Source organism: Sphingomonas hankyongi (genome assembly GCF_023516575.1).
Lineage (GTDB): Bacteria > Pseudomonadota > Alphaproteobacteria > Sphingomonadales > Sphingomonadaceae > Sphingomicrobium > Sphingomicrobium hankyongi.
In genome coordinates this window covers 98,947-119,928 of sequence record NZ_JAMGBE010000002.1, presented here as the reverse complement: position 1 = coordinate 119,928, position 20,982 = coordinate 98,947, and the positions used below count along the sequence as shown (strand labels likewise).

Annotated in this window: 22 protein-coding genes; 13 read left to right on the top strand and 9 right to left on the bottom strand. The window is 63.0% G+C overall.

Annotated elements, in window-relative coordinates; all coding sequences use genetic code 11:
- Nucleotides 1–87: 87 nt before the first annotated feature.
- Nucleotides 88–1,818 carry a M28 family metallopeptidase gene (locus LZ538_RS05260; protein WP_249830962.1) on the bottom strand — a complete coding sequence of 577 codons (1,731 nt, stop codon included), beginning with the start codon at nucleotides 1,816–1,818 and terminating at the stop codon, nucleotides 88–90.
- Nucleotides 1,819–1,994: 176 nt separating this feature from the next.
- On the opposite strand from LZ538_RS05260, the gene LZ538_RS05255 reads away from it, so the two are divergent.
- The gene (locus tag LZ538_RS05255; protein ID WP_249830961.1) at nucleotides 1,995–3,224 is read left to right on the top strand and encodes an NAD-dependent formate dehydrogenase; all 1,230 of its coding nucleotides are present in this window, start codon (nucleotides 1,995–1,997) and stop codon (nucleotides 3,222–3,224) included.
- 21 nt (nucleotides 3,225–3,245) lie between these two features.
- Here LZ538_RS05255 and LZ538_RS05250 read toward each other — a convergent pair whose 3' ends face one another.
- Nucleotides 3,246–3,692 (bottom strand): potassium channel family protein, encoded by a 447-nt coding sequence (locus LZ538_RS05250; RefSeq protein ID WP_249830960.1) that lies wholly within the window; start codon nucleotides 3,690–3,692, stop codon nucleotides 3,246–3,248.
- A gap of 123 nt (nucleotides 3,693–3,815) precedes the next feature.
- Here LZ538_RS05250 and LZ538_RS05245 point away from each other — a divergent pair, with 123 nt between their 5' ends.
- Genes LZ538_RS05245 through LZ538_RS05235 form a run of 3 tightly spaced genes read left to right on the top strand, consistent with a single transcriptional unit; the run spans nucleotide 3,816 to nucleotide 6,226 of the window.
- Nucleotides 3,816–4,235: a DUF2147 domain-containing protein gene (locus tag LZ538_RS05245; RefSeq protein WP_249830959.1), complete on the top strand. Its 420-nt coding sequence runs from the start codon at nucleotides 3,816–3,818 to the stop codon at nucleotides 4,233–4,235.
- Between the two features lie 15 nt (nucleotides 4,236–4,250).
- The gene (locus LZ538_RS05240) at nucleotides 4,251–5,363 is read left to right on the top strand and encodes a PLP-dependent cysteine synthase family protein (RefSeq protein ID WP_249830958.1); all 1,113 of its coding nucleotides are present in this window, start codon (nucleotides 4,251–4,253) and stop codon (nucleotides 5,361–5,363) included.
- Between the two features lie 32 nt (nucleotides 5,364–5,395).
- Nucleotides 5,396–6,226, top strand: a complete 831-nt coding sequence (locus LZ538_RS05235) for a class II glutamine amidotransferase (RefSeq protein ID WP_249830957.1) — start codon at nucleotides 5,396–5,398, stop codon at nucleotides 6,224–6,226.
- Between the two features lie 8 nt (nucleotides 6,227–6,234).
- Here LZ538_RS05235 and clpA read toward each other — a convergent pair whose 3' ends face one another.
- Together clpA and LZ538_RS05225 are read right to left on the bottom strand one after the other, a co-directional pair.
- Nucleotides 6,235–8,592, bottom strand: coding sequence for an ATP-dependent Clp protease ATP-binding subunit ClpA (clpA, locus tag LZ538_RS05230; protein ID WP_249830956.1), 2,358 nt, complete (start codon nucleotides 8,590–8,592; stop codon nucleotides 6,235–6,237).
- Nucleotides 8,593–8,738: 146 nt separating this feature from the next.
- Nucleotides 8,739–8,939, bottom strand: a complete 201-nt coding sequence (locus LZ538_RS05225) for a DUF1192 domain-containing protein (protein ID WP_249830955.1) — start codon at nucleotides 8,937–8,939, stop codon at nucleotides 8,739–8,741.
- A 47-nt stretch (nucleotides 8,940–8,986) separates the two neighbouring features.
- On the opposite strand from LZ538_RS05225, the gene LZ538_RS05220 reads away from it, so the two are divergent.
- The 7 genes from LZ538_RS05220 to queA all read left to right on the top strand — a co-directional run bounded on the left by LZ538_RS05220 (nucleotide 8,987) and on the right by queA (nucleotide 14,166).
- Entirely contained in the window at nucleotides 8,987–9,988 is a 1,002-nt protein-coding gene (locus tag LZ538_RS05220; protein WP_249830954.1) for an NAD(P)H-quinone oxidoreductase, read from the top strand.
- A 127-nt stretch (nucleotides 9,989–10,115) separates the two neighbouring features.
- Nucleotides 10,116–10,805, top strand: a complete 690-nt coding sequence (locus LZ538_RS05215; RefSeq protein ID WP_249831567.1) for a DUF1013 domain-containing protein — start codon at nucleotides 10,116–10,118, stop codon at nucleotides 10,803–10,805.
- 44 nt (nucleotides 10,806–10,849) lie between these two features.
- Nucleotides 10,850–11,098 carry an exodeoxyribonuclease VII small subunit gene (locus LZ538_RS05210; protein ID WP_249830953.1) on the top strand — a complete coding sequence of 83 codons (249 nt, stop codon included), beginning with the start codon at nucleotides 10,850–10,852 and terminating at the stop codon, nucleotides 11,096–11,098.
- Nucleotides 11,088–12,002 (top strand): polyprenyl synthetase family protein, encoded by a 915-nt coding sequence (locus LZ538_RS05205; RefSeq protein ID WP_249830952.1) that lies wholly within the window; start codon nucleotides 11,088–11,090, stop codon nucleotides 12,000–12,002. Before LZ538_RS05210 ends, LZ538_RS05205 begins: the two co-directional genes overlap by 11 nt.
- Nucleotides 12,003–12,017: 15 nt before the next feature.
- Complete coding sequence (gene coaD / locus LZ538_RS05200; RefSeq protein ID WP_249830951.1) at nucleotides 12,018–12,506, top strand: pantetheine-phosphate adenylyltransferase; 489 nt, start codon at nucleotides 12,018–12,020, stop codon at nucleotides 12,504–12,506.
- A 49-nt stretch (nucleotides 12,507–12,555) separates the two neighbouring features.
- The gene (locus tag LZ538_RS05195) at nucleotides 12,556–13,125 is read left to right on the top strand and encodes a peptidylprolyl isomerase (RefSeq protein WP_249830950.1); all 570 of its coding nucleotides are present in this window, start codon (nucleotides 12,556–12,558) and stop codon (nucleotides 13,123–13,125) included.
- 12 nt (nucleotides 13,126–13,137) lie between these two features.
- On the top strand, nucleotides 13,138–14,166 hold the full coding sequence (gene queA / locus LZ538_RS05190; RefSeq protein ID WP_249830949.1) for a tRNA preQ1(34) S-adenosylmethionine ribosyltransferase-isomerase QueA: 1,029 nt from the start codon (nucleotides 13,138–13,140) through the stop codon (nucleotides 14,164–14,166).
- A 3-nt stretch (nucleotides 14,167–14,169) separates the two neighbouring features.
- Here queA and LZ538_RS05185 read toward each other — a convergent pair whose 3' ends face one another.
- Nucleotides 14,170–15,180: a sulfotransferase family protein gene (locus LZ538_RS05185; RefSeq protein ID WP_249830948.1), complete on the bottom strand. Its 1,011-nt coding sequence runs from the start codon at nucleotides 15,178–15,180 to the stop codon at nucleotides 14,170–14,172.
- A 69-nt stretch (nucleotides 15,181–15,249) separates the two neighbouring features.
- The gene (locus LZ538_RS05180; RefSeq protein ID WP_249830947.1) at nucleotides 15,250–16,005 is read right to left on the bottom strand and encodes a TSUP family transporter; all 756 of its coding nucleotides are present in this window, start codon (nucleotides 16,003–16,005) and stop codon (nucleotides 15,250–15,252) included.
- Between the two features lie 47 nt (nucleotides 16,006–16,052).
- On the opposite strand from LZ538_RS05180, the gene tgt reads away from it, so the two are divergent.
- On the top strand, nucleotides 16,053–17,168 hold the full coding sequence (gene tgt / locus LZ538_RS05175; RefSeq protein WP_249830946.1) for a tRNA guanosine(34) transglycosylase Tgt: 1,116 nt from the start codon (nucleotides 16,053–16,055) through the stop codon (nucleotides 17,166–17,168).
- Here the strand turns inward: tgt and yghU are convergent.
- The 3 genes from yghU to LZ538_RS05160 form a co-directional block, all read right to left on the bottom strand.
- Nucleotides 17,165–18,073: a glutathione-dependent disulfide-bond oxidoreductase gene (gene yghU, locus LZ538_RS05170; protein WP_249830945.1), complete on the bottom strand. Its 909-nt coding sequence runs from the start codon at nucleotides 18,071–18,073 to the stop codon at nucleotides 17,165–17,167. The two genes, tgt and yghU, sit on opposite strands and share 4 nt — an antisense overlap.
- A 74-nt stretch (nucleotides 18,074–18,147) precedes the next feature.
- Nucleotides 18,148–19,467 (bottom strand): DEAD/DEAH box helicase, encoded by a 1,320-nt coding sequence (locus LZ538_RS05165; protein WP_249830944.1) that lies wholly within the window; start codon nucleotides 19,465–19,467, stop codon nucleotides 18,148–18,150.
- 93 nt (nucleotides 19,468–19,560) lie between these two features.
- On the bottom strand, nucleotides 19,561–19,992 hold the full coding sequence (locus LZ538_RS05160) for a hypothetical protein (protein WP_249830943.1): 432 nt from the start codon (nucleotides 19,990–19,992) through the stop codon (nucleotides 19,561–19,563).
- 198 nt (nucleotides 19,993–20,190) lie between these two features.
- On the opposite strand from LZ538_RS05160, the gene LZ538_RS05155 reads away from it, so the two are divergent.
- Entirely contained in the window at nucleotides 20,191–20,979 is a 789-nt protein-coding gene (locus LZ538_RS05155; protein ID WP_249830942.1) for a SapC family protein, read from the top strand.
- Nucleotides 20,980–20,982 lie beyond the last annotated feature (3 nt).

The following is a 20,982-nucleotide window of genomic DNA, read 5'->3' as shown; positions in this document are numbered from 1 at the left end:
AAGAACAGCCGTGCCTACGCTTGTTCGAGCGCCCGCTCCAGCATGTCCAGCATGCCCGCGAGTGATTTCACCCTGATGACGCCCCGCTCAGCCGCGCTCGCCCTTGCGCGGCTTTTCCAGAGGTGGCGGGGGAGCCGGCTCGAGCGGAGCATAGGGCAGGCTCGCACCGCGTTCCGCGGCGGTCTGGTCGCGCGCGGCGCGGAACTCGCTGTCCGCGCTCCAGTTCGGCCAGTCACGCGAATTGGCGAGATGCTCACCGACGAGATGCAGCAGCTGCGCATCCTCGGCCATGCCGCGGAAATCCCACTGCGGGTTATATTCGTCGTCCGGCTGGTGGTAGCGCTTCTCGGTATAGTCCTTCGCGTTCGCTTCGCCGCGCGCCGTCCCGCCGTTCACGAGATCGTTGCCCGGCTTGAAGCTGATCGCAGGAACGCCCGTCTTGGCCATGGTGAAATGGTCCGACCGGTAGAAACCGCCGCTTTCGGGATGCGGGTCCGCGGTGAAGTAGCGGCCCTGGCGCTTGCCCTCCGCAATCAGCAGGTCGAGCAGGTCGAGCTTCGCGGTGCCGGAGATGCTGAAGTTCTTCTCAGGCCCCCAGACGCCCATGGAGTCCGTGTTCAGAACGGCGACCGTCTTGCCGAGCGGGTAAAGCGGGTTGGCGGCATAATATTCGCTGCCGAGCAGTCCCTTCTCTTCGGCGGTCACGGCAAGGAAGACGACCGAGCGGTCGGGCTGCGGGCCCCGGGCGAAGGCGCGAGCCTGCTCGATCAGCTGGCTGATGCCCGTCGCGTTGTCGAGCGCGCCATTGTAGATATTGTCGCCATTGGCGTCGGGCCGGCCGATGCCGAGATGATCCCAGTGCGCGCTGTAGATGACCGTCTCGTCTGGATGGGTCTTGCCCGGGACGATTCCGACCACGTTGCGCGACGTGATCACTTCGGTCTTGGCCGTCCCCTGGGCGGTCAGCGTCGCCTTCAGCGGCACCGGGCGGAAGTCCTTGCGCTTTGCGGCGGCCTTCATCGCGTCAATGTTCAGGCCTGACGCCGCGAACAGCCTGGCGGCGAGGTCGCGCTGGATCCAGCCCTCGACCAGAGGGTGTTCGGCCGCAGGGTTCTGGCGGACGATGTCGAACATGGTGTTCGTGTTGGAATTCTTCACCGTGTTCCACCCGTAGGACGCCGGCGCGGTCTCATGGATGACGAGGACGCCGGTCGCGCCTTGGCGCGCGCCTTCCTCATATTTGTAGGTCCAGCGGCCGTAATAGGTCATCGCCTTGCCGCCGAAATCGCCTTCGCCGCCTTCGAAGTCCGGATCGTTGACGAGCACGACCATGACCTTGCCGCGCAGGTCCGCGCCCTTGAAGTCGTCCCAATTGCGCTCCGGCGCCTTCACGCCGTAGCCGACGAATACGAGCGGGACGCCGGCGAGATTGACCGCGGCGGACCCGTTGGTTGGCGAACGCAGCGCGATCTCCTCGCCCTGGGTCAACGGCACCTGCTGGCCGTTCAGATCGATCGAAGCCTGCGGCGGCGCCTGCCAGTCGGACTTCAGGAGCGGCACGGCCTGGGTCCAGCTGCGTTGTCCGCCGACGAGGTCACCGCCGGGCTGAACGCCGGCCTGACGGAATTGATCGATGATGTAATTGACCGTCTTGGTTTCGGCCGGAGTGTTCGGGGCGCGGCCTTCATAAGCGTCTGAGCCGAGCGTCTGCACATGCTGCGAAAGGCGCTGCGGGCTGAAGCCGCCCATCGAAGCAGCGGCCAAGGGAACGGCAGTCAGCGCGATCGCGGTCGCGGTCAGCCAGCGGAATGTGTTCACGGAGTTTCTCCCCAGAGAAATGTATGGCGCTCCGATAGGCCGTCGTGCGCGAGAGGCAAGCCTTGGAAAGGCGGTGCCGAAGGGCTTGCGAACTGCTAATGGAGCGGCGCCGCGCCTTCGTGCCGGCGGGTTCAGCGTATCGCGCCATCCCCCGCCCTGCGAGAAAGGCACATCAAATGGCGAAAATCCTTTGCGTCCTGTACGACGATCCAGCCGGCGGATATCCCACCAGCTACCCGCGCGACGACCTTCCCCAGGTTGAACGGTATCCCGACGGACAGACCCTCCCGACCCCGAGCGCGATCGACTTCACGCCCGGCGCGCTGCTCGGCAGCGTTTCCGGGGAGCTGGGTCTACGCAAGTTCCTCGAGGATGCGGGGCACGAGTTCATCGTCACTTCGGACAAGGATGGACCTGACTCCGTCTTCGAACGCGAGCTGGTCGACGCCGACGTCGTCATCTCCCAGCCGTTCTGGCCAGCCTACATGACCACCGAGCGCTTCGCGAAGGCGCGGAACATCAAGCTGGTGGTCACCGCCGGCATCGGTTCGGACCATACCGACCTTCAGTCGGCGAGCGAGCGCGGGGTCACGGTCGCCGAGGTCACTTATTGCAACTCGATCAGCGTTTCCGAGCACGTCGTCATGATGATCCTCGCGCTGGTCCGGAATTACCTGCCGTCCTGGGACGTCGTGCGCACCGGCGGCTGGAACATCGCGGACTGCGCGGCGCGGTCGTATGACGTCGAAGGCATGCATATCGGGACCGTTGCCGCGGGCCGCATCGGGTCCGCGGTGCTGCGGCGGCTAAAACCCTTCGACGTCCACCTCCATTATTACGATCCGCACAGGCTGCCGCCCGAAGTCGAACAGGAGCTTGGCGTCACGTTCCATGAGCGGGTCGAGGACATGCTCCCGCTCTGCGACGTGGTCACAATTAACGCGCCGTTGCATCCGAAGACCGAGAATCTCTTCGACGAGCGGATGATCGGCAGGATGAAGCGCGGCGCTTACCTGGTGAACACGGCGCGCGGAAAGATCGTGAACCGCGATGCGGTCGCGGCGGCGCTCAGGAGCGGGCAGCTGGCAGGCTATGCGGGCGATGTCTGGTTCCCGCAGCCCGCGCCGCAGGACCATCCGTGGAGGACGATGCCGCACCACGGGATGACGCCGCACATTTCCGGAACGTCGTTGTCGGCCCAGGCGAGATATGCCGCTGGCGTCCGCGAAATACTGGAATGCTTCTTCGAAGGCCGTCCGATCCGCGACGAATATCTCATCGTCCAGGGCGGCCATCTGGCGGGGGCAGGGGCGCACAGCTATAGCGAGGGCGACACGACCGACGGCTCCGAGGAAGCAGCGGAGTTCCGTGCAGAGCAGAAGCTGCCACCCATTCCAGCGCAATGAGGATGTGAGCCGCCGACCGGCTCAGGCGGGGGCATGCTCCCAGCTCAGCCAGTCGTGCCTGAACATTTTCAGCTGGGCGAGAAGCGAGACGAGGAATGCTGTTGACCACCCCAGCATGATGACGCCCGCGGCTCCTTCGATCGCCGCTAGGATCCGCCACGGCTTGGGCATCAGCAAATCTCCGTAGCCGATCGAGGCGAAGGTCACCGTCGAGAAATAGAGGGCCTCCTCGAAACTCCCGAAAGCGTGAAGCGCAAGGTAGAGGCCGGCGTAGATCCAGATCTCGATCGAATGGATCGTTATGATTCCGATGGTCGCTGCGATCAGCAGCGTCAGAGGCATGATGCGCAGCTTGCGGAACAATCGCGTGTGCGATTGCAGCAGGCGAACGAGAAGGCCCAGGCCCACCAAGTGGGTCAGTACGATGACTACGACCATGATTGTCGCAAGAAGAAGCTCGACGAGCATTTCGCGTCCCCTTTCGATTTTGCGCACATAGTCATTTGGGATGCGAGGGTGGACACTCCGAGTTTGTCCCGATGTCGCAATGACCGCGACGAGCTAAGTCCATTCCGTCAAGCAGCTGGGGGAATGATGCGACACCAGATCAAGATCTTTCTGGCCGCCGTCGGAATGACGCTTTTATCGATGCCTTCTCCAGACCCCGCGCAGACGCCGGCAAATGACATCGTTCTGCGCAATCCTTCGAACAGCGTTCATGTGCGCATTCACCCGTGCGGCAAGAGCCGGTGCGGAACGGTCGTTTGGGCCAACGACAAGGCCAAAGCTGACTCGGCGCGCGGAGGAACACCCAACCTCGTCGGAACGGAGCTTTTCCGTGAATTCCGCGAGGTCAGCCCCAAAGTCTGGAAGGGGAAGGTGTTTGTGCCCGACCTTAACAAGGTCTTCACGGGGACCGGAACCGTGAAGGACCAGAATACCGTGGTCGCGCGCGGCTGCCTGATCGGCAATATCGGCTGCAAGTCGCAGACCTGGACTCGGGTCAGGTAAGCCTCGAGCGTGCCAGTGGCCCGTCCGGCAGCGTCCGTCGCCCAATTCAACAGCGGGGATTCGTCCGCGCGCCGCGCCTGGAACCGCGACGCGATTCAGCTCATCCAGGCAGACTACCATCGATCGGCCGACACCCACCTGATTCTTCACCGGTTCCTGTCCGGTCCGAACATCCGGATCTACTTCAAGGACGAATCCAGCCACCCCACGGGTAGCCTCAAGCACCGACTTGCGCGCTCCCTGTTTCTCTACGCGTTAAGCAACGACTGGATTGGGCCCGGGACGACGGTGATCGAGGCCTCCAGCGGTTCGACGGCCGTGTCGGAAGCATATTTCGCCAGGATGCTGGGGCTGCGTTTCATCGCAGTCGTGCCTCGCTCCTGTGCCGCCGCGAAGATCGCCCTGATCCGCTTTCAAGGCGGCGAGATCCATCATGTGGATGATCCGAGGGAAGTCTATGCGGAATCCGCGCGCCTCGCCGTGGAAACCAACGGTCATTACATGGACCAGTTCACATATGCCGAGCGCGCGACGGACTGGCGCGGCAACAACAACATCGCCGAGTCAATTTTCAGCCAGCTCGAAGCCGAGCCGCAGCCTATTCCGGAGTGGATCGTGTGCGGCGCTGGCACGGGAGGGACGTCCGCCACGATCGGGCGCTTCATCCGCTACAAGCGGCTGACTACGAGATTGTGCCTCGCGGATCCCGAGGATTCCATCTTTCACCGGCATTACGCCGACCGCGCCGTCACCCGTCTGGACGATGGCTGCCGAACCACCTGCATCGAGGGGATCGGTAGGCCGCGAGTCGAGCCTTCCTTCATGCCGAACGTGATCGACCGGGCGATATCGGTGAGCGATTCGCAAAGCATTGCGGCGATGCGTCTGATTTCGGAGCGGCTCGGTCGGCGCTGTGGCGGCTCGACCGGGACCAATATGTGGGCCTGCGCCCAGCTCGTCTCGGAAATGATCCGCGGCAATATTGCGGGGTCAGTCCTGACGCTCATTTGCGATAGCGGCGACCGCTATCTGGACACCTATTTTTCCGACGAATGGCTTGCCGCCAAGCGCATCGACTGGCGCCCTGAATATGAGCGCCTGAAGGAGCTGGCCGACGGTGTCCGCTAGCGCGCCAGTTCATTAGCTGAGGAGAGGCGATCGTGTGCCGCTGGCTTGCTTACTCGGGTACGCCGATCCTCGTCGCGGACCTGTTGTACAAGCCGAAGCATTCACTGATCGACCAAAGCCTGCACGCGCGGCTTGGCCCCCACACGACCAATGGCGATGGCTTTGGGATCGGCTGGTACGGCGACGACGAACTTCCAGCATTCTACAAAGGCGTCGACCCCATCTGGAACGATCGCAACCTGCGCGAGCTATCCACGCAACTCCGATCTCACCTGATCTTCGCCCATATCCGCGCGTCGACCGGGACGCCCGTCCAGCAGACGAACTGCCACCCTTTCCGGCACGGCAAGTGGCTCTGGATGCACAATGGACAGATCGCCGGATTCCAGCAGGTTAAACGCGATCTGATTTTCGCGGTCGATCCGGACCTTTATCCGTTTGTCGAGGGTTCGAGCGACACTGAGACCTTCTTCTTCCTCGCCTTGACGATGGGGCTGACTGATGACCCGCCGGCGGGTGTCGAGAGAGCGGTGGGCTTCATTGAGCAAGTGTGCCGCAAGCATGGCATCGAGGATCCGATGCGAATGAGCGTCGCCGTGAGCGACGGCGAGTTGGTCTGGGCTTTTCGTTATTCCAGCGCGGGGGTGCCGCCATCGCTTTATTACTCGACCGATGTCGACACCTTGCGCGAACAGCATCCCGAGATCCCGTTGTTCGCGAAGCTATCCGAGGAGACGCGCCTGGTCGTTTCCGAGCCTCTGGGCGACCTAGCGGGAGCGTGGAACGAGGTGCCTTCGTCCCACTACGGCGTGATCGAACCTGGCAAGGATGAATTGAGGATTTTCGTGCCTCGGCGCGAGTAAGGTAGCGACTATTCGGTCGCGGGGGCCTCACCGCCGGCCTTTTTCCGCGCAGCCTTCGGCGGGACCTTGTCCGCCTTGGCCTTTCCGTTCTTGGCCTTCGGGGCCTTCGGCGGCGCCGGGGTGATCTCGAACGATGGGGCATTGTCCTTGATGCGGACCTTCACCTCGCCACCATTCACCAGCTTGCCGAACAATAGCTCTTCGGCGAGCGGCTGCTTGATCTTCTCCTGGACAAGCCGGCCCATCGGACGGGCGCCGTAAAGCTTGTCGTAACCGCGGTCGGTGAGCCACTGCCGGGCCTCGTCGTCGAGCTCGATGTGCACGTTTCGGTCGGCAAGCTGCAGTTCCAACTGCAGGATGAACTTGTCGACGACCCTGGCGACGACCGCCGGCGGCAAGTACGAGAAGGGCACGATCGCATCGAGGCGGTTGCGGAACTCGGGCGTGAACATCCTTTTGACCGCGTCCTCCTGAGCGTCCTCGCGGCTCGATGCACCAAAGCCAATGCCTTCGCGCGCCATGTCCGAGGCGCCCGCATTGGTGGTCATGATCAGGATGACGTTGCGGAAGTCGACCGTCTTCCCGTGGTGGTCGGTAAGCTTACCGTTGTCCATTACCTGCAGGAGGATGTTGAACAGGTCCGGGTGGGCTTTCTCGATCTCGTCGAGCAGCAGCACGCTGTGGGGATGCTGGTCGACCGCGTCCGTGAGAAGACCGCCCTGATCGTAGCCGACATAGCCCGGAGGCGCGCCGATCAGCCGGCTGACCGAGTGGCGCTCCATATATTCCGACATGTCGAAGCGTTGCAGCGGAATGCCCATGACGGAGGCCAGCTGGCGCGCGACCTCGGTCTTTCCGACGCCCGTGGGGCCCGAAAAGAGATAATTTCCAATGGGCTTGTCGGGATCGCGAAGGCCGGCACGGCTGAGCTTGATCGCTGAGGCGAGCTTCTCGATCGCCAAGTCCTGTCCGAAAACTACGCGCTTGAGGTCGGCCTCAAGATGTTCGAGCACGGTCTTGTCATCGGCGCTCACGGATTTGGGCGGGATGCGCGCCATCGTCGCGACGACGGCCTCGATCTCCTTGGGCGTGATGATCTTCTTGCGGCGGCTCGGCGGGACCAGCATCTGCATGGCTCCGACCTCGTCGATCACGTCTATCGCCTTGTCCGGCAGCTTGCGGTCATGGATGTAACGCGCAGAAAGCTCGACCGCCGACTTGATCGCGTCGGGCGTATAGCGGACGTTGTGGTGGCCTTCGAACGAAGAGCGCAGGCCGGCGATGATCTTGATCGTGTCCTCGACCGTCGGCTCGTTCACGTCGATCTTCTGGAACCTGCGCAGCAGGGCGCGGTCCTTCTCGAAGTGATTGCGGAACTCCTTGTAGGTCGTCGACCCGATGCACCGGATCGCCCCCGAGGAGAGAGCGGGCTTCAACAGGTTCGAGGCATCCATCGCGCCGCCGGACGTTGCGCCGGCGCCGATGACGGTGTGGATCTCGTCGATGAACAGGATGGCGTTCGGCATCTTCTCGAGCTCGGCCACGACCGATTTCAGCCGTTCCTCGAAATCGCCGCGGTAGCGCGTGCCGGCGAGCAGCGCGCCCATGTCGAGAGCGTAGATCGTGGCGCCTTTGAGCACTTCCGGAACATCGCCTTCGATGATCTTGCGTGCCAGGCCCTCGGCAATGGCCGTCTTGCCCACGCCTGGGTCCCCCACATAGAGCGGGTTATTCTTCGAGCGGCGGCAAAGGATCTGCACCGTCCGGTCGACCTCGGGCATTCGGCCGATCAGAGGATCGACCTTGCCGGCGCGAGCCTTCTCGTTGAGATCGACGGTGAACTGCTTGAGCGCGGACTCCTTCTTGCCGCCTTCCTTCTCGCTCTTCTCCTCGGTGCCTTCAGGCGGCCGCGCCTCGGCGGCGGTGTCGCCCTTGCCAACCCCGTGGCTGATGTAGGTGACCGCATCGAGGCGGCTCATGTCCTGCTGCTGCAGGAAATAGACGGCGTAACTCTCGCGCTCCGAGAAGAGTGCGACGAGCACGTTCGCACCGGTGACTTCGTCCCGTCCGGAGGACTGGACGTGGAGAATTGCGCGTTGAACGACGCGCTGGAAGCCGCTGGTCGGCGTCGGGTCGGTGGCGCTGTCGGCGACCAGAGCCCCGAGCTCATTGTCGAGATACTGCTTCACGGATGCGCGAAGCTCGTCCCGGCTGACGCCGCAGGCGGTCATGACCTTGGACGCATGATCGTCGTCGATCAGTGCGATCAGAAGATGTTCGAGGGTCGCATACTCGTGCCGGCGACGGCTGGCCTCCCCAAGCGCGTTGTGGAGGGTCTGTTCGAGTTCGCGAGCAAAACTAGGCATTTAGCTTGTTACTCCGTGCCCGCGGAGAAGCCCGCGGGCTTTGAAGGGAATGTCATACGCAGCAACGCGGCAATCAAGAGCCGTGTCCGTTCTTTTCCCCAGATTATCGCGACGAGACATGTTCGGCGGCTGAACGGCCGCCCCGATCATGACTTCTTGAACAGGTCTTCGGCGGCAGATCGGTGGACCTGAGCGCGTTGCATATGTTGCTCCACGCGCGCAATCTCTGCCTTCAGCGCCTCGATGCGAGCGTGCAGCTCCTCGATCGACATCGGATCTAGGTCCTGTTTCGCAAGCTCTACCATCGGATCGCCGGGCTTGCTCGGGAACAGGTCGTCGAGGTCCATGGGCGAAATCGTTGACCCGTAACCCGCGCGTGTCAATAAGCCGCGCCGTGGCCAACATCCCATCTTCGATGAAGGCAATCGTCGCTCCGCAGCCGGATGGCGCGGAGGAGCTTGCGGTGGTCGAACGCCAGGTGCCGCGCGCTGGGCCAGGCGAAGTGCTGGTAAAAGTCGCGGCCGCCGGAGTGAACCGCCCGGACATATTGCAGCGGCGTGGGCTCTATCCGCCTCCCCCTGGGGCCCCGGATATCCTGGGCCTCGAAATCGCCGGCGAGGTTGTCGAGACTTCGGAAGGCGCCGAGGAGCTGCTTGGGCAAAAAGTCTGCGCATTGGTCGCAGGCGGCGGATATGCCGAATATTGCGCGGCCCCGATCGGCACGTGCCTTCCGGTACCCGAGGCAATTTCGCTCTCCGAAGCGGGAGCCATGCCGGAGACCCTTTTCACCGTCTGGGTCAACCTCTTCGAGCGCGGATTCGCAGCCGACGGGGACTGGGTCCTCGTGCATGGCGGAACCAGCGGGATCGGGACGATGGCGATCGCGCTGGGGAAGCTATTCGGCCTGCATGTCATCGTCACCTGCGGCACCGACGAGAAATGCGCGAAGGCGCTAGAGCTCGGCGCAGCCGCGGCGATCAATTACCGGACGCAGGATTTCGTAAAGGAAGCGAAGGCGCTCACTCAGGGTAGCGGCGTCAATGTCGTGCTCGACATGGTCGGCGGCGACTACCTCCCCCGCAATTTGAGCGCCATGGCGGAGGACGGCAGGCATGTCTCGATTGCGTTCCAGCGCGGAGCCAGCGCCGAAATCCACATCGCGGATGTCATGAGGCGTCGGCTGACACTGACCGGGTCGACACTTCGGCCACGTCCGGTCGAGTTCAAGACGATGGTCGCGGACGAGATCTCGAAGACGGTGTGGCCCTATGTAGCGGGGGGACGGTTGAAACCGGTGATGGACAGCAGCTTTCCACTTACCGAAGCGGCCGCGGCACACGCCCGGATGGAAGCAGGCGAGCATGTGGGAAAGATCGTCCTGGAGATCGCCGGCTGACGAAGTCGGTTGAACGAACGACCGTGCAGGTTTACATCGCCGCCAAGCCGGCCGCTCCGTGAGGGGCGGCCCTATTCATTTGTAAGTCCGGAGAAACGCCGTGGCCCAGCCGCCCGTCCAGCCCTTAATGCCGCACGCAACAGCCGCCTGGCTGGTCGACAACAGCTCGCTCACTTTCGAGCAGATCGCCGAATTCTGCGGCCTCCACATCCTCGAGGTGCAGGCGATCGCTGACGACACTGCCGCGACCAAGCTGACGGGCCGCGATCCGGTGCGAGCAGGCGAGCTCACGCATGAAGAGATCGAGAAAGGCCAGGCCGATCCCGATTATCACCTGCAGATGCACAAGGCGCCCGAAGCGGTCCGCCGCACGCGCGGCCCGCGTTACACGCCGGTCAGCAAGCGGCAGGACAAGCCGGATGGAATTGCGTGGATCATCCGCAACCATCCGGAAGTCAGCGACGGGCAGATCAGCAAGTTGATCGGCACCACCCGCACTACCATCGCCGCGATCCGCGACCGCACGCACTGGAACATGGCCAACATCACGCCGAAGGATCCTGTGACCCTGGGTCTGACCACGCAGCGCGAGCTCGATGCTGCGGTCGCGAAGGCCGCGAAGGCGGCCGGTATCGCGGCTCAAACGGATACCCGGCTCGAGGGAGACCGCGTGGCGCTGATCGAAGAGCTGCGCCGGGAGCGCGAGCAGCATGCCCGGGATGCGGAAGCCGCACTTGCCGGAGCAGGCGACGAAGCGCTGCGCGACGAGGTCGTGCCGGGTATTCGCGACCCGTTCAAGAACACGCCGATCGAATAGCAGTCCGCCTTGATTTGAAGGCGACCGACGCTCAAAAGCCCGCCATGGCAACCGCTGAGACAGACGTCGGCCAACTGAGCTTCGAAGCCGCGCTGCAGCGGCTCGAGGAAATCGTCCGCACGCTAGAGAAGGGCGAGGCTCCGCTTGACCGGTCGATTGAGCTTTACCAGGAAGGCGACCGGCTCAAGCGCCATTGCGAGGCGCGTCTTAAAGATGCGCAAGCACGTATCGAGCAAATTGCGTTCGGCAACGACGGTAAGCCGGCTGGCGTGAAGCCGTTCGATGCCGGTTGAAACGATCGACAGGGCAGCCGAAGAGCTCAACGCCGAGACAGCCCGTGTTGGACGGGACATAGACCGGCTGTTCGGCGAATTGTTGCCGACGGTGGCAGACGGCCGCGATCGGCTGTTCGAAGCGATGCGCCACGCCGCGATCGGCGGCGGCAAGCGCCTGCGTCCGCTGCTGACGATCGGCGCATCTCGGCTGTTCGCGATCGATCGGGAGCGCGCGCTGCGCGTCGGTGCGGCGATTGAGGCCATTCACGTCTATTCGCTGATCCACGACGATCTTCCATGCATGGACAACGCTGACCTGCGGCGCGGCAGGGCTACGGTGCACAAGGCTTTCGGAGAAGCGGTGGCCGTGCTTGCAGGCGACAGCCTTCACGCTCTCGCGTTCGAAATTCTTGCGGATCCCCTGACCCACGAGGACCCCTGGGTGCGGTCGGACCTCGTCCTCGAGCTTGCGGCGGCCGCTGGCCCCTCAGGCATGGCCGGCGGGCAGATGATGGACCTTGTTGCGGAGGGGCAGACGCTGGACCTTTCCGCGATAACGCGCCTGCAACAGCTGAAGACTGGCGCGCTCATAGAATATTCCGTCGAGGCCGCGTGCATCATGACCAAGCTGCCGGGCGAAGCGAGGACGCCCTATCGCGGATATGCCAGGAACATAGGTCTCGCCTTTCAGATCGCGGACGACTTGATCGATCACAGCGGGGATGAGACAGCCGCCGGGAAGCGCACGGGAAAGGACGCCGACGCAGGCAAGGCTACGTTCGTTTCGCTCTTGGGCGAGGAAAGGGCGAGGCAGCAGGCAAACTTCCTCGTCGAACAGGCGATCGAGCATCTTTCGGACCACGGCGATGAAGCCAACTTGCTGCGGAGCATCGCACGCTTCGCGATCGAGCGGGACCATTAGGGGAGGAGCGAAGGGGTGAAAGTCGCAGTCTATCCCGGAACCTTCGACCCGATCACGCTCGGGCATTTGGACATCATCCGCCGCGGGGCGCACCTCGTCGACAAACTGGTGATTGGCGTCACAACCAATCCATCGAAGGAGCCGATGTTCTCGGTCGCTGAACGGCTCGCGATGGTCCGTCGCGAGGTCAACGGCATCCCGGGACAGATCGAAGTGGTCGAATTCGACTCCCTGCTCATGGAGTTCGCCGAAGCGCAGGAGGCCACCGCGATCTTGCGCGGGCTCCGAGCGGTCGCCGATTTCGAATATGAGTTCCAGATGGCTGGAATGAACCAGCAGCTGAATGACGATATCGAGACCGTCTTCCTGATGGCCGACGTGTCGCTGCAGCCCATCGCCTCCAAGCTGGTGAAGGAGATCGCGCGATACGGTGGATGCATCGACAAGTTCGTGACGCCGGCCGTCGCCGAGGATGTTCGCCGGCACTTGAACGGTTCACGCTAGCGTCACTGCGGGTTTCCGATTAGCGAGGCCAGATTCCTGGGGGAGTGATATGTTCAGCAAAGCCTTGTTCGCGTTGTCTTCTGTGGCATTCCTGATCGCGGCCGCTCCCGCGCCTGCACCGCCGCCTGCGCCGAGCATTGCCGCACCGGCGGCCGTTGTGGCCGATCCTGCGAACCGGCTGATCCTCCAGCTTTCGAACGGCGGCACGGTCGTGATTCAGTTGCGGCCTGATCTGGCGCCGAACCATATCGCCCGGATCCAGACGCTTGTCCGTCAGGGATTCTACGACGGGCTGACCTTCCACCGCGTCGTGCCGGGCTTCATGGCGCAAGGCGGCGATCCCACTGGGACCGGCGAGGGCGGATCGAAGCTGCCCGATCTGAAGGCGGAGTTCACGGCAGTGCCATTCGTCCGGGGTACCGTCGGGGCCGCTCGGACGCAGGAGCCGGATACGGCGAACAGCCAATTCTTCATCATGTACAATCCGAATCCGAGCCTCGACGGCAATTACACGGTTCTTGGGCGCGTGATCTCCGGGATGGACGCGGTGGACAAGATCATGCCCGGCGAGCCGCCGGCGGAGCCGACGAAGATCGTCAAAGCCTCGCTCGGCGGTTAATGGCGCGACGCGATGCGCGTCGACCTCTTCGATTTCGAGCTTCCCCAGGAGCGGATTGCACTGCGTCCAGCGCGCCCGCGGGATAGCTCGCGGCTCTTGCTGGTCGACGGGTCGGAGATCACCGATCGTAAGGTGTCGGACCTTCCAATGCTTCTACGGCGCGGCGACGTACTGGTCTTCAACGACACCAAGGTCATTCCGGCGCAGCTCGAGGGGCGGCGGGGCGAAGCGACTATCGGCGCCACGCTCCACAAGCGCGAAGGCTCGCGGGAGTGGTGGGCGTTCCTGCGCAACGCCAAGCGTGCTCGTGTCGGCGACTTGATCGATTTCGGACAGAAGGTCTGCGCTTCCGTAGTCGAAAAGGCCGATGACGGTTCTGCGCTGCTGCACTTCCACGGCGATGACCCGGTGGAGGTCTTGCTCGAACGGGCCGGAAGCATGCCTCTGCCTCCTTATATCGCGGGCAAGCGACCCGTCGATGAAACGGACCGGGAAGATTATCAGACCTTGTTCGCGCGGAGAGAAGGCGCGGTCGCCGCACCGACTGCCGCGCTGCACTTCACGCCGCGGTTGATCGAAAGCCTCGACCAGGCCGGCATCGCGCGCGAGACGCTTACCCTGCACGTCGGAGCAGGGACCTTCCTGCCGGTCAAAAGCGAGACCGTGGCGGGACACAAGATGCACGCGGAGTGGGGGCGCATCGATCAACCTACGGCCGATCGGCTGAACCAGGCGCGGACGTCAGGCGGGCGGATCATTGCCGTGGGCACCACAAGCCTGCGGCTTCTCGAAAGCGCAGCGACGGACGCGGGACAGATCGAGCCTTTTGAGGGCGATACGGCCATCTTCATTACGCCCGGCTACCGCTTCAAGGCGATCGACGGCCTGATCACCAACTTCCACCTTCCGCGATCGACATTGTTCATGCTCGTCAGCGCGCTGATGGGCCTCGACGTCATGAAGTCGGCCTATGCGCACGCGATCGAGCGCGGGTATCGTTTCTATTCGTACGGGGATGCGAGCCTGTTGCTGCCGGCCTGATCCTCAATCCTGCTGCGCGACTTGTTCGCGCGGCTGGAGCCAGTGGCTGAGGTCGCGATCGATGAGGGTTCCCAATCGATCGATCTCGTCCTTGAAATGATCGCGGATCTGCTCTTGCACCGCCAGCGAGATCGGCTGCTTCTCGGCACTGTCCACGCGGTTCCACTGGAGCAGGCGCTTCCGGACCGACATCAGCTTGCCTGGACTTGGATCCGCTTTTCCGCCGCTCGACCCCGGCTCTTTCATGCGTCGTCGATAAAGCTTGCCGGCGAGATAGGGATGCAGCGCTTTCGGCGGTCGTTTCAATAATTGCTGAAGCCAGGGGTAACGGATCGTGCGCCCTTCGCGTTCGCCCGATAGGTCAACCTCCGCCTGCGGCTGCAACCCGAGGAAATCCATAATCCGCTCATATTGGCCGCGAGGATCGCGGGTCAGGTCGTCGAACACGGAGACGAAGCAACGATCGCGGCCGACCGTTGCGAAAAGGCGCTCTACATACGTCGCATAGCGACCGGCTTCATCATAGCGCAAGAAGCGGGGGTCGAGGCACAGGCGCGGAATCCGCCGCCCCGCCGCACGATCCGGAATAGCGGCCCAGGCTTCCTCGAAGCTCATGATATTCTCGTCGCCGACATAGATGAGCCGCCGGTGAAGCGAAGGCAGCAACGTCAAAGGATCGCGCACACCCACAATGAAGCGCGAGCCAGGCCAAAGGCGTAGGGCCGGCTCCAGCTGCTCGGGGACGTAGAGATAGGAAACCGACCCGTCCATCGCGACGGACCGCCCCGGCTCCGGATCGTCGAAGAACTTGTCGAGATATTCGGATTCGACCCTCGTCCGAAGCTCGGGCTCCGCTAGTCCGCGCAGGTCATGTTGCGTGAAAAAATGGGGTTCCTTGACGAACGGCACCGCGACATTCGGGTGCGTGCGGAGCATCTTGGACATGGTCGTCGTGCCCGACCGCGGAGCGCCCACGATGAAGGCAAATCTCTCGAAATCGCCAATATGCGGCATGCCCCGCCCAAGCTCCCGATGTCCCGTGCGCTGTCCCAACATGAAGCGTGAACGGCAGCAGTGCGCAAGTCACCCTGCGAAATAGCTCCACAGCAACCGGCCCGTCATCCCGAGCGAAATCACTACGAGCAACGGTCGGATGAGCTTTGCGCCGAAGCGTAGCGCACTGTGGCTCCCGAGCCACCCACCTGCCATTGCGCCGGCGGCCATGCACAAACCAAGAAGCCAGAACATGTGCCCGCCCAATCCGAACAGGAGCACGCTGGCGACATTGCTGGTGAAGTTGAACAGCTTGGTGAGCCCGGTTGCTTTGGTGAGCCCATAGCCTCGGAGCGCAACGAGGCTGGTGGTGAAGAAGGTGCCGGTGCCGGGACCGAAAAAGCCGTCATAGAAGCCGATTGCTCCACCGATCGGTGCGTAGCCCGACGAGGTCACCCGGTGATGCGCGTCCTGATCCGTCATCCGAGGGCTGAGCAGAATGTAGAGGGCAGCCGCGACCAGCAGCAGCGGGATGATGACGTTCAGTAACCGCGTCTCGATGAGCTGGACCGTGATGCACCCCACCACGGCGCCGAAGAATACGAGCAGGACGGTCAATCGATTTCGCGACCATTCCACCAGGCCGGCGCGCGCGTAGTTGCGAAGGGCCACGCCCGTGCCGAATACTGACTGAAGCTTGTTCGTGCCGAGTGCAAAAAGCGGCGGCACACCCGCCGAGAGCAAGGCGGGCATCATCAACAGCCCGCCGCCGCCCGCGATGGCATCGATGAATCCCGACACGACGGCGACGCCGGTCAGCGCCGGATAGACCCAAGGCTCAAGCATCCGAGTGTCCTAGCGGCGCCGTCCGGGTGCGGCTAGGAGCGCGCCCGATGACGCGTTTCTCCTTCACTGTTTCGGCGACCGACGGCGCGGCGCGCACCGGTACGATCCGAATGGCTAGCGGAGAGATACGCACGCCCGCCTTCATGCCGGTCGGGACTGCCGCGACGGTCAAGGCCATGCGCCCGGAGGAGGTTCGTGCGTCAGGAGCGGACATCATCCTCGGCAACACCTATCACCTGATGCTTCGGCCGGGCGCGGAGCGCGTTGCGAAGCTAGGCGGACTCCACAGGTTCATGGGATGGGATCGCCCGATCCTGACCGACAGCGGCGGTTACCAAGTGATGAGCCTGTCCGAGCTGACTAAGGTGACCGAGAAGGGGGTGACTTTCGCGAGTCACCTGGACGGGAGCCGACACCTGTTGAGCCCTGAGCGATCCATGGAGGTGCAGACCTTGCTCGGGTCGGACATCGTCATGGCCTTCGATCAGTTGGTGAAAACGACCGATCCGCTCGAAGGACAGCGCGCAGCGATGGAGCGCTCGATGCGCTGGGCGAGGCGCTCGCGACAGGCTTTCGACGAGCTCGGTAATGCAGGTGCGTTGTTCGGCATCCAGCAGGGCGGGCTCAACGAGGCAATGCGGCGCGAATCAGCCGAAGCGCTCATCGACATCGGATTCGACGGCTATGCGGTAGGCGGCCTGGCAGTCGGGGAGGGGCAGGAGGCAATGTTTGGCTGCCTCGACTTCGCGCCGGGACAGCTGCCAGAGGAAAAGCCGCGCTACCTGATGGGCGTTGGCAAGCCCGACGATATCGTCGGCGCGGTACAGCGCGGAATCGACATGTTCGACTGCGTCCTTCCCACACGTTCGGGCCGCACGGGCCAGGCGTTCACCGCCAACGGGCCTCTGAACATGCGCAACGCTCGCTTTGCGGAAGATCCAGACCCTATCGAGCTCGACTGCCCTTGTCCTGCCTGCTCGGCATTCGAACGGGCGTATGTCCATCATCTTGTCAAATCGGGCGAGATTCTCGGCGCGATGCTGATGACGCAGCACAATCTGTGGTTCTACCAGCGCCTGATGCACGGCCTGCGCGATGCCATATTGGGGCGGCGGCTGCAGGCATTCGCGGACGAATTCCTGCAGCGCTACCGAGCCAGCTAAATCGCGTCGTCCTTCGCGGCGGCGAAGTCTTCATCTTCCGGCGTCTGGGGAATCTTGTCCTCGGTCCGGAGCTCAAAATCCCTTGCGTCGTGCCGCTCGTGAAGCTGCTCCGACGGATCGCCAGTGAGCTTGTTGACGATTCGGCCGCGCCTGACTGCGGGGCGCGCATCGACCTGCTTCGCCCAACGCACCAGATGCTCATACTCGTGGGTGGCGAGGAAGACGTCGGCGCCCTCGTAGCTCCGACCGAGCGTGATACCCCCGTACCAGGGCCAGATCGCTATGTCGGCGATCGAATATTCGGGGCCAGCGATATACTCGCTTTCCGCCAGCCTGCGATTGAGCACGTCGAGCTGGCGCTTCGCTTCCATCGCATAGCGGTTGATCGGATATTCCTGCTTGGTCGGGGCATAAGCGAAGAAATGTCCGAAGCCGCCGCCGAGGAATGGCGCGCTGCCCATTTGCCAGAACAGCCAGGAGAGCGTTTCGGCCCGTTCCGGTCCCGATTTGGGCAGGAACTCGCCGAACTTCTCGGCGAGATAGACGAGAATCGCCCCGCTTTCGAACACGGGGACAGGTTTTGGCCCGCTGCGATCGACCAGCGCGGGGATTTTGGAGTTGGGATTGATCGCGACAAAGCCGCTGCCGAACTGATCGCCTTCGCCGATGCGTATCGGCCAGGCGTCATATTCTGCTTCGCGGTGGCCTCGCTCCAGCAGCTCCTCGAGCATGATCGAGACCTTCTGGCCGTTTGGCGTCGCAAGGGAATAGAGCTGCAGCGGGTGCTTGCCGACCGGCAAGTCCTTGTCATGAGTCGCGCCGGCGATTGGACGATTGACGTTGGCGAACTGCCCGCCGCTGGGCTGCTCCCAGGTCCAGACTTTCGGTGGAACGTATTCGGTCATCACAGCTCCTGCGTTGCCAGCCCGGAACGGAGCTAGGGACGCGAATTAGAGCATTCCAGTGTCAGCGGTGTTCCCTAGTCTGCCTTGATCGAGAGGAATGCCGGAAGCGGCCCGTTCCAGTCGTTGCTTATGTCCTCCACTACGGGCGAGCGCTCGCGCTCCGGTCGTGGCTGCTCGGCTCGCTTTTGCTGCTGACGCGGCTCATCGCGACGCTTGCGCGACGGGCGTGGGGCCTTCGCTTCGGCAGGCCGTTCGGCCTTTTCAGCCTTCTCTTCTTTCTGTGGGCCGCCGGCCCGCGGGATCTTGTGGCCGATCAGCTTTTCGATGCGGTCGACCGCTTCGCCATCTTCTCGCGTCGCCAATGTGATCGCGATGCCGGTCATGCCAGCGCGGCCGGTCCGTCCGATCCGGTGGATGTAGTCGTCGGGCTGCCATGGCACGTCGAAGTTGAAGACGTGACTGACGCCTTTGACGTCGAGGCCTCTTGCCGCAACGTCGGAAGCGACCAGGATGTTGATCTCATCACTTTTGAACCGGTCGAACTCGGCAATGCGGTCCGTCTGGTCCATGTCGCCCTGGATCTGTCCCGCCGCGAAGCCTGACCGCTTAAGGCTCGTGGTCAGCTCCCGGACCGTCGTCTTGCGATTGGCGAAGATGATGGCATTGCGGACCTCATCGGCGCGCAACAGGTCCTTGAGCGTGTCCTTCTTCTTGTCCGCGCGGACCTGGACAAGGCGCTGCTCGATGTTGACGTTGGCCGTCGCGGGGCGCGCGACCTCGACGCGTTTCGGGTCGTTGAGGAATTTCGCTGCCAGCTTCTGGATAGGCGGCGGCATGGTTGCGGAAAAGAGCAAGGTCTGGCGGCTCTTCGGGAGCTTCGAGCAGATTTCCTCAATGTCCGGGATGAATCCCATGTCGAGCATGCGATCTGCTTCGTCGATCACCAGCAGCTCGCAGCCCGTCAGAAGGATCTTCCCGCGCTGGAACAGGTCGAGCAACCGTCCCGGCGTCGCAATCAGCACGTCGACACCCTTTTCTAGCGCGGCAATCTGGTCGCCCATCTGAACGCCGCCGATCAGCAGCGCCATCGAGAGCGGATGATATTTGCCGTATTTCTCGAAATTCTCGGCGACTTGCATGGCCAGCTCACGCGTCGGCTCGAGGATCAGGGAGCGCGGCATCCGGGCACGGCTTCGCCCATGATGAAGAATGTCGAGCATCGGCAGGACGAAGCTTGCCGTCTTCCCGGTGCCCGTCTGCGCAATGCCGATCAGGTCCTTGCCCATCAGCACGGACGGAATCGCCGCCCGCTGGATGGGAGTCGGCTCGGGATAACCGCTGTCCGCGACGGCGCGGACCAATTCTTCAGATAGGCCGAGAGCGGCGAAAGGCATTTGGGATCCGGAAATAGAGGGCGGGCCGCAACTGCTTCGGCCTGCGCGGCGTCGGTTTGGCTATGGGGCGCGAGAGGGAAAAGTCAAGAAATCCTAGTGCCTAAACTTGGGCACGAGCAGCTTGAAACGTTCGATCGTGCGGCTTCCGCCCATCCGCGAGTGGATTGCATCGCGCCCGGCGCACAGCCGCGTGTCCTCCGGCCGGAGATAAAAGCCGCCATAGAAATCGAGCGCGGGACAATCCTCGTCGAATTGTGCGCGAACCCGGCTTGAGTTTGCGAGCACGAAGTCGACCTGCTCCGGGCCGGAGAGCAGCGCGCGGCGGACGGCGCCGGCTGCTATGCATCGCGGCCCTTTCTGCTCGACCCAGCTATAATGCTGGGAGAGCGGCCGCGGCTGGATGGGGACACGCAGGATGATCTCGTCCTCGACGACGAGCCTGGTAACCGACTGCACGGCGGCGGGCTGCGCGGACATAAGGCCGATCATGATCGGCACGAGCCCGATAAAGGTCGTTAAGGTCACCAAGAATTGCCCACCATCGCATCATCGGCTTCGCAGCGAAGGCTTGAACGATCAATGAATTATCATCGAGAGGCACGTGGTCGCCCTGCGGCTGTATCTTGCCTAATCATTGCGAGGCCAATAGAGGGCTGCGCACATGAAATTCCGGCTGCCTCGCAATGACGGGGCGGTAAGCCCGGATCCCAGGAGATTTTAAGAATGGCGACTGCAGCGCCGAACCAGGGCTTGCCATTGTTCTACGAGGCTCTCGAACCGCTCAATGTTTCCCAGCACGGCAAGATGCGGGTTCATTCTGCCACCAAGGTCTCCCAGTTTTCGAAAGCTCACGCGATTCCGGTCACGGTCGATGAGTTTGCGCTGGTTCAGCGCCACTATCCGATCGTCTTTTCGATCGGTGACTCACCGGTTCCGATCGCGCTGATGGGCCTTAACGAAGGCGTGAACGTCTTCCTGGATGAGCAGGGCAAGGCGCTCGATCAGGACCTGTACATCCCGGCATATCTTCGCCGCTATCCGTTCATGCTTGCCCGCCTGCGTCCGGAAAGCGACGAATTGTCGCTCTGCTTCGATCCAACCTCCGGCGCCGTCGGCGAGTTCGAAGACGGGGAGGCGCTGTTCGACGGCGATCAGCCCACCGAAGCGACCAAGGCCATCCTGCAGTTCTGCGAGCAGTTCGAAACGGCGGGGCAGCGTACTGCTGCCTTCATCGAGGAGATCAAGCAGTCAGGGTTGCTGATGGAAGGCGAAGTCGCAATCCAGCCGCAGGGTTATGAGCAGCCGTTCGTCTATCGCGGTTTCCGCATGGTCGACGAGGAAAAGCTGCGCGACCTGCGCGGGGACGAGCTGCGCCGGCTGAACCAGAGCGGCATCCTCCCGCTCATTTACGCCCACCTTTTCTCGCTTTCGCAGACGCGCGAAGTCTTCGGAAAGCAGCTGAAGCAGGGCAAGGCGCCGCAGCCCGCGCCACAGCCAGTTCCCGCCGCCTGACGT

Bases quoted from the DNA above. Each gene is read 5' to 3' on its own strand.
- LZ538_RS05205 (WP_249830952.1), top strand. From the start codon at position 11,088: ATGCCGGTTGAAACGATCGACAGGGCAGCCGAAGAGCTCAACGCCGAG.
- LZ538_RS05250 (WP_249830960.1), bottom strand. From the start codon at position 3,692: ATGCTCGTCGAGCTTCTTCTTGCGACAATCATGGTCGTAGTCATCGTA.
- LZ538_RS05180 (WP_249830947.1), bottom strand. From the start codon at position 16,005: ATGCTTGAGCCTTGGGTCTATCCGGCGCTGACCGGCGTCGCCGTCGTG.
- LZ538_RS05185 (WP_249830948.1), bottom strand. From the start codon at position 15,180: ATGCCGCATATTGGCGATTTCGAGAGATTTGCCTTCATCGTGGGCGCT.
- yghU (WP_249830945.1), bottom strand. From the start codon at position 18,073: ATGACCGAATACGTTCCACCGAAAGTCTGGACCTGGGAGCAGCCCAGC.
- LZ538_RS05255 (WP_249830961.1), top strand. From the start codon at position 1,995: ATGGCGAAAATCCTTTGCGTCCTGTACGACGATCCAGCCGGCGGATAT.
- LZ538_RS05155 (WP_249830942.1), top strand. From the start codon at position 20,191: ATGGCGACTGCAGCGCCGAACCAGGGCTTGCCATTGTTCTACGAGGCT.
- LZ538_RS05215 (WP_249831567.1), top strand. From the start codon at position 10,116: ATGCCGCACGCAACAGCCGCCTGGCTGGTCGACAACAGCTCGCTCACT.
- queA (WP_249830949.1), top strand. From the start codon at position 13,138: ATGCGCGTCGACCTCTTCGATTTCGAGCTTCCCCAGGAGCGGATTGCA.
- LZ538_RS05225 (WP_249830955.1), bottom strand. From the start codon at position 8,939: ATGGACCTCGACGACCTGTTCCCGAGCAAGCCCGGCGATCCGATGGTA.
- tgt (WP_249830946.1), top strand. From the start codon at position 16,053: ATGACGCGTTTCTCCTTCACTGTTTCGGCGACCGACGGCGCGGCGCGC.
- LZ538_RS05245 (WP_249830959.1), top strand. From the start codon at position 3,816: ATGATGCGACACCAGATCAAGATCTTTCTGGCCGCCGTCGGAATGACG.
- LZ538_RS05210 (WP_249830953.1), top strand. From the start codon at position 10,850: ATGGCAACCGCTGAGACAGACGTCGGCCAACTGAGCTTCGAAGCCGCG.
- clpA (WP_249830956.1), bottom strand. From the start codon at position 8,592: ATGCCTAGTTTTGCTCGCGAACTCGAACAGACCCTCCACAACGCGCTT.
- LZ538_RS05195 (WP_249830950.1), top strand. From the start codon at position 12,556: ATGTTCAGCAAAGCCTTGTTCGCGTTGTCTTCTGTGGCATTCCTGATC.
- LZ538_RS05165 (WP_249830944.1), bottom strand. From the start codon at position 19,467: ATGCCTTTCGCCGCTCTCGGCCTATCTGAAGAATTGGTCCGCGCCGTC.